Source organism: Microbacterium sp. USHLN186, from assembly GCF_037145155.1.
Lineage (GTDB): Bacteria > Actinomycetota > Actinomycetes > Actinomycetales > Microbacteriaceae > Microbacterium.
The window spans coordinates 1-223 of sequence record NZ_JBBCYA010000024.1 but is presented as its reverse complement, the minus strand read 5'-3'; the positions used below and the strand labels follow the sequence as shown (position 1 = coordinate 223).

1 rRNA gene is annotated in these 223 nt (G+C 51.6%); it reads left to right on the top strand.

Annotation, left to right across the window (positions count from 1 at the left end):
• A 23S ribosomal RNA gene (locus WFG93_RS14000) occupies positions 1-223 on the top strand; the annotation flags it as partial.

Genomic DNA, 223 nt, shown 5'->3' with positions numbered 1-223 from the left:
CAGGACGGAAAGACCCCGTGACCTTTACTACAGCTTGGTATTGGTGTTCGGTGTGGCTTGTGTAGGATAGGTGGGAGACTGTGAAGCCGTGACGCCAGTCATGGTGGAGTCGTTGTTGAAATACCACTCTGGTCATATTGGATATCTAACTTCGAACCGTGATCCGGTTCAGGGACAGTGCCTGGTGGGTAGTTTAACTGGGGCGGTTGCCTCCCAAAAAGTA